At 54.0% G+C, this 346-nt stretch carries 1 protein-coding gene; it reads right to left on the bottom strand.

Annotated features, from left to right (window positions below; genetic code table 11):
- Positions 1 to 272, bottom strand: a 272-nt coding sequence (locus AC1RPH_RS08090) for a hypothetical protein (protein WP_481762073.1), incomplete at its 3' end; no start/stop codon positions are given.
- Between the last annotated feature and the right edge of the window lie 74 nt (positions 273 to 346).

Here is a 346-nt window from a genome sequence, read left to right as displayed (position 1 = left end):
GGGTTTTCGCTTTCGGCCATAGAGCCAAGAAGCATGGCCAGCGCAAGCGCCGCACCGTCTTCGACATGGATCGTCAAACGCGGTCGCGTGTCCACTTCGTAAAGCACGAACTTCAATACGGGCTCCAGATTCAAACCCGGTTGATTGATCGTGAGTCGCGCTCTCGGGCTCGTCGACGTATCGCTGATAAGCGAAGCATGCACCTCACCCGTATCGTCATCTAGCCATGCGCTGTAATGTCGATCCGTCTGTATATTTCGTAGTACTGTCATTTTGCAGCCTTGATGATTGCGGTCGTTGATGGAGGAACAGAGCTGTGATCGCCGCCGACCACAAAACCATCCTG

The organism is Dellaglioa sp. CoH-57-MRSF-16, assembly GCF_056782055.1.
Note: the sequence above shows the minus strand (reverse complement) of the source record. Positions and strands in the feature narration are given on the sequence as shown.